We start from the raw sequence: 5,643 nt of genomic DNA on the forward strand, positions 1-5,643 counted from the left end.
TTCCTTGTATCAATTTGCCCACTGGGCATATATAGGTGGGGCAATGGGTAAGGGGCTACACAATATTCTAGAACCTTTGGCTTTTGGAATTCCCGTATTGCACGGGCCATTGAAAAAAGTTTCCAAATTTCCGGAAGCCGGTATAAGCCGGCAATACGGCTGTGGCTTTCCTGTGAAAGATGAGTCAGAAATCATATCCGTAATAGCCAAACTTAGTCAAGAGGCAGATTATGAAAAAGCTTGCATGGCTGCCAAAGAACTGGTAGGCGATAACTTAGGAAGTGCTGATAATACAATGGCAATCATTAAGAAGGAAAGATGAAAGGAAGGGTGATTAAAACGACAGGGTCCTGGTATGAGGTTAAGGTGGGTGAAAAACTGATCAAAGCCCGGCTTAGGGGGAAGTTCAAGCAGGATAACCTCAAATTGACCAACCCCATAGCGGTGGGGGATTATGTGATGCTGGAGAATGAAAAAAACCAGTCAACGGCTGTGATTTCCGATATTCTTCCCAGGGACAATTATATCATTCGGAAATCTACCAGGAAGCAGCATTTTTCCCATATTTTGGCGTCCAATATTGACCAGGCTTATCTAATGGTAACGGTGAGGTCACCTCGTACTTCACTTGGTTTTATTGATCGGTTTTTGGTCAGTGCGGAGAGTTTTAGGATCCCAAGCACCATTCTTATCAATAAGGTAGAAACCTTGACCAAACAAAAAGACCTGGATTTCAAACAGGAATTGCACGATATTTATGCGCCATTAGGTTACCCAGTTGTGGAATTGTCTGCCTTGCATGATGAGGACTTGATGCAGAAGTTCAAACCCGGCCTAGAGGGGAAAACTACTTTATTGGCTGGCCATTCCGGTGTTGGAAAGTCCACCTTGCTCAATAGGCTTATCCCCAACGCAACACAGGCCACTCAGGAAGTGTCTAAGTTTTCTTCCAAGGGAGTGCATACCACCACCTTTGCAGAAATGTTTCCTTTTGGTGAAGATGGTTATTTTATCGATACCCCCGGTATCAAAGAATTTGGTATTTTGGACATTGAAGATCATGAGTTGTCCCATTACTTTGTGGAGCTAAGAAAATACTTGGGACAATGCAAATACAACAATTGCAAACATATTAATGAACCGGGATGTAAAGTTCTGGAAGTGTTAGAACAAGGCTATATTCACCCTTATCGCTATGAGAACTATCTCAAAATAATGAGTGAGGAGGATAGTCATAGATAAAGGTAAATCAACAGTATTTATCAGGATTTTGGCAAAGCAAAGTTCACTCATTGCTTTGAAAGCAGAGGCAATTCGGTTACTTTCATTTAAATTTTGACAAAAGAAATGACGCAAAAAGCAAAAATATTGGTGTTGAACCACCACCAAATTCAACAAAAGATCACACGCATAGCTTTTGAGATATATGAAAGGAATGCGGGGGAAAAACAATTGACCATAGCAGGACTTACCGGGATGGGTTATGTTTTCGCAGAATTAATGGTGAAGAAATTAAAGGAAATCGCACCATTTGATCTTCAGTTGATTAAAATAGAACTTGACAAGGCCAACCCTATACTAGAAGAGGTTATTCTTTCAGCACATGAACCTCTGAATGGGAAGTCCATTATCCTAGTAGACGATGTATTGAATACAGGTAAAACCTTGGCCTTTGCCATGGTTCCTTTTCTTGAACAAGAAGTAAAAAAAATGGAAGTTTTGGTTTTGGTCAATAGAAGCCACAAGCTTTTCCCGGTTGCTCCGGATTATACCGGCTATGAATTGGCCACCACCTTGAGTGAGCACATTACTGTCAACTTAGACCCAGAAGATTCCACCGTTCATTTACACTAATATGTCTGTACATCAATCAACCCATTTGAAACGAATTACTACGCATATACTTCAGGAAATGAAGAAGCGTAAAGAAAAAATTTCCATGCTTACTGCTTATGATTTCTCCATGGCGGGCATAGTAGATGCGGCAGGAATTGACATGATATTGGTGGGCGACTCTGCCTCCAATGTAATGGCAGGACACGAAACCACCTTGCCGATTACACTAGACCAGATGATCTATCATGCCACCTCTGTGGTAAGAGCTGTGGAACGGGCACTGGTTGTAGTAGATATTCCTTTTGGCTCTTATCAGGGCAATAGTTCAGAGGCACTGAGGTCTGCCATCCGGATCATGAAGGAATCAGGTGCCCATGCCGTAAAGGTAGAAGGGGGAGAAGAAATCAAAGAGTCTGTCATCCGCATATTGAGTGCCGGCGTACCTGTGATGGGCCACTTGGGCTTAACGCCGCAGTCCATTTATAAGTTTGGAACCTACACCGTCAGGGCCAAAGCAAAAGATGAAGCCAAAAAACTCTTAGCCGATGCGAAGGTCCTGGAGGAATGCGGTTGTTTCGCCCTTGTATTGGAGAAGATACCTGCTTCCCTAGCCAAAGAAGTGGCTTCAGCGGTAAGTATCCCTGTGATCGGCATAGGTGCAGGTCCGGATGTGGATGGGCAAGTATTGGTGCTTCATGACATGTTGGGGATAACCCAAGAGTTTCAACCTAGGTTTTTGAGGCAATATGCAGACATCAGAAATACCATGCTAAAAGCAGTAGGGGATTATATTAAGGACGTTAAATCCGAGGACTTTCCCAATCAGGAAGAAAGTTATTAAGCCAATACCTGTGCTGCAAGAAAGTGGATTGAATGCCTTTGGTTTTTAAGCTGCTAAGTTTACCATTGGTACCTGATTTTCTCACCTTATGTATGCTATCCTCCTTAGGGTTATTATTTTCCCTTATCTCGATCTGTGGTCTTAGGATAAAGATATTTTTCGTAATTTAGCCCACAATTTTAAATGTAATTCATTTTTAATAATACAATTAGAAAACAGATATAAACATGAGTGACAAAACCCCCAAAATTCTTTATACCCTTACCGATGAGGCACCGGCGTTAGCCACCTATTCCTTATTGCCAATCATCAAGGCATTTACCGATTCGGCCGGGGTGTCTGTGGAAACAAGAGACATTTCTCTTTCAGGTAGGATTCTTGCTAATTTTCCTGAGTTTTTAAAAGAAGAACAAAGAGTGAAGGATGCGCTTTCCGAATTGGGAGAGATCGCCAAAACCCCGGAAGCTAACATTGTAAAACTACCTAATATTAGTGCATCTATTCCGCAGTTGAAAACTGCAATCAAAGAGTTGCAGGAAAAGGGTTTTGCCTTGCCGGATTATCCTGAGGATCCTAAAAATGAACAAGAAAAAAACATCAAAGCCAAATACGATAAAATTAAAGGTTCTGCTGTAAACCCTGTCTTAAGGGAAGGTAATTCTGATAGAAGAGCACCTCAAGCTGTCAAGCAATTTGCCAGAAAAAACCCACATAGCATGGGAAAATGGAGCAAAGACTCCAAATCTCATGTTTCAAGCATGCCTGAAGGAGATTTTTATGGCAGTGAAAAGTCCGTAACCATACCTTCAGAAACCAGTATCAACATCGTATTGCACGGAGAAGATGGTACAGAGACGTCCTTAAAAGAAGGTTTGGCCTTACAAAAAGGTGAGATTATTGATGCCGCTGTTTTAAGCGTTTCTGCTTTAAGAAAATTCCTTAAAGAGCAAATTGCCGAAGCAAAAGAGCAAGGCGTACTGTTCTCATTGCATATGAAGGCTACCATGATGAAGGTGTCTGACCCAATCATTTTTGGGCATGCCGTGACTGTTTTCTTTGCTCCGGTATTTGAAAAACATGCAGCAGTCCTTAAAGAGGCAGGAGTAGATCCAAAAAATGGTTTTGGAGATCTTATAGCTGCTTTGGATAAATTGCCTGAAGCTACTCGCAAATCGATTGAAGCTGATATTGATGCTTGTTATACAGAGAGCCCAGACTTGGCCATGGTGAATTCTGACAAAGGAATTACCAACCTACACGTTCCCAGTGATGTAATCATTGATGCTTCCATGCCTGCCATGATCAGAAGCAGTGGGCAAATGTGGAATAAAAACAATGAATTACAAGATACCAAAGCAGTAATTCCGGACAGATCTTATGCGGGAGTTTACCAAGAAACCATTGATTTCTGTAAGAAAAACGGTGCTTTTGATCCAACCACCATGGGCTCTGTTCCCAATGTTGGGCTAATGGCGCAAAAAGCCGAAGAGTATGGTTCTCATGATAAAACATTTGAAATTCCATCTGCTGGTACCGTAAAAGTAACGGATGCTTCCGGTAATGTAATTTTGGAAAATGCAGTAGAAAAAGGAGATATCTGGAGAATGTGTCAGGTAAAAGATGCACCTATTCAGGATTGGGTTAAGCTTGCTGTTAACAGGGCCAAAGCTACAGGTGTTCCTGCCGTTTTCTGGTTAGACAACAACAGGTCGCATGATGCTGCCCTTATAGCCAAGGTAGAAACTTACCTAAAAGACCATGACACCAGTGGTTTGGAAATCTATATCAAATCCCCTAAAGAAGCGACCCGTTATTCTTTACAACGAATAAAGGACGGCAAAGACACCATTTCTGTAACAGGAAATGTATTAAGGGATTACTTGACAGATTTATTCCCAATCCTGGAGTTGGGTACAAGTGCCAAAATGCTTTCTGTAGTACCTTTAATGAACGGTGGAGGTTTATTTGAAACCGGTGCCGGTGGATCTGCTCCTAAGCATGTTCAGCAATTTGTAGAAGAAGGTCACCTTAGATGGGATTCTCTGGGAGAATTTTTAGCCCTGGCTGTTTCCCTTGATCATTTGGGTGATACTTTTAATAATGAACGAGCTAAAGTATTGGGAAAAACCTTGGATATAGCAACTGCGAAGTTTTTGGAAAATGGAAAATCTCCTTCCAGAAAAGTGAATGAACTTGACAATAGAGGAAGTCATTTTTATCTGGCAACTTATTGGGCGGAGGCCTTGGCAAACCAAGATGAGGATGCAGCATTGAAAGCTATTTTTACTCCGGTAGCCAAAACCATGAGTGAAAATGAGCAGAAAGTGGTGGATGAACTAAATGGTGCGCAAGGAAGCCCTGTGGATATTGGAGGTTATTATAAGCCTGACGAGGACAAAACGTCTACCGCCATGCGTCCAAGTAAAACCTTAAATGAAATATTGAAAACTATCGTGGCCTAGTTGGACCTAAGTTTTCAACCCGGATGATGCAACGACCTTCCGTTGCTTATTTCAAGACGGGACATAAGCTTAATATAAAAAAGCCGGAAGATAATTTCTTCCGGCTTTTTGTGTTTCAGAGCGGCATAAAAGCCGGGAGTTTAGAATGGCAGAACCATTTTAACTCAACTTATAGTCTTTTGATTTTGATATTTCTGAACCAAACATCATCTCCATGATCTTGGAGGACAATTTTACCTTCTTTATACTTGGCAAAGCCTTCCCATTGAGAGAATTTGCTTTCCGCAACCATGGCTTTCCATTGGTCGTCCCAAAGTGTAGTCTCCACTGTTTTTACTCCATTGAGAAAAAACTGCAAGGTATTGTCATTGATTATGATCTCCGTCTTATTCCATTCACCTACCGGTTTGGCAGCTTCTTCGGAGGACTCAATCATGTCATAAAGATCTCCGGCTCTGTGGGTGATGATTTGGCCATCTTTATGTCCATCATTGTCAAGTACCT

General features: G+C 41.7%; 5 protein-coding genes and 1 pseudogene. 5 read left to right on the forward strand and 1 reads right to left on the reverse strand.

The window, feature by feature from the left end; all coding sequences use genetic code 11:
* The 5 genes and pseudogenes from AAC037_RS18555 to AAC037_RS18575 form a co-directional block, all read left to right on the forward strand.
* Window positions 1-322, forward strand: a pseudogene (locus AAC037_RS18555) (3-deoxy-D-manno-octulosonic acid transferase); the annotation flags it as partial.
* Window positions 319-1,242 (forward strand): ribosome small subunit-dependent GTPase A, encoded by a 924-nt coding sequence (gene rsgA, locus AAC037_RS18560; RefSeq protein ID WP_339904680.1) that lies wholly within the window; start codon window positions 319-321, stop codon window positions 1,240-1,242. The pseudogene AAC037_RS18555 and the gene rsgA, both read left to right, overlap by 4 nt.
* Before the next feature lie 105 nt (window positions 1,243-1,347).
* Complete coding sequence (locus tag AAC037_RS18565) at window positions 1,348-1,854, forward strand: phosphoribosyltransferase family protein (RefSeq protein ID WP_339904682.1); 507 nt, start codon at window positions 1,348-1,350, stop codon at window positions 1,852-1,854.
* A gap of 1 nt (window position 1,855) precedes the next feature.
* Window positions 1,856-2,677 carry a 3-methyl-2-oxobutanoate hydroxymethyltransferase gene (gene panB / locus AAC037_RS18570; protein ID WP_014019926.1) on the forward strand — a complete coding sequence of 274 codons (822 nt, stop codon included), beginning with the start codon at window positions 1,856-1,858 and terminating at the stop codon, window positions 2,675-2,677.
* A 227-nt stretch (window positions 2,678-2,904) separates the two neighbouring features.
* On the forward strand, window positions 2,905-5,139 hold the full coding sequence (locus AAC037_RS18575; protein WP_339904684.1) for an NADP-dependent isocitrate dehydrogenase: 2,235 nt from the start codon (window positions 2,905-2,907) through the stop codon (window positions 5,137-5,139).
* Between the two features lie 169 nt (window positions 5,140-5,308).
* Here the strand turns inward: AAC037_RS18575 and AAC037_RS18580 are convergent.
* Window positions 5,309-5,643 (reverse strand): DUF1080 domain-containing protein (locus AAC037_RS18580; protein WP_339904686.1); only part of this gene is annotated, 335 nt, incomplete at its 5' end.

This window comes from uncultured Cyclobacterium sp. (genome assembly GCF_963976465.1).
Classification (GTDB): domain Bacteria; phylum Bacteroidota; class Bacteroidia; order Cytophagales; family Cyclobacteriaceae; genus Cyclobacterium.

Coding starts and splice junctions, on each gene's coding strand:
- rsgA (WP_339904680.1), top strand. CDS start 319: ATGAAAGGAAGGGTGATTAAAACGACAGGGTCCTGGTATGAGGTTAAG.
- AAC037_RS18565 (WP_339904682.1), top strand. CDS start 1,348: ATGACGCAAAAAGCAAAAATATTGGTGTTGAACCACCACCAAATTCAA.
- panB (WP_014019926.1), top strand. CDS start 1,856: ATGTCTGTACATCAATCAACCCATTTGAAACGAATTACTACGCATATA.
- AAC037_RS18575 (WP_339904684.1), top strand. CDS start 2,905: ATGAGTGACAAAACCCCCAAAATTCTTTATACCCTTACCGATGAGGCA.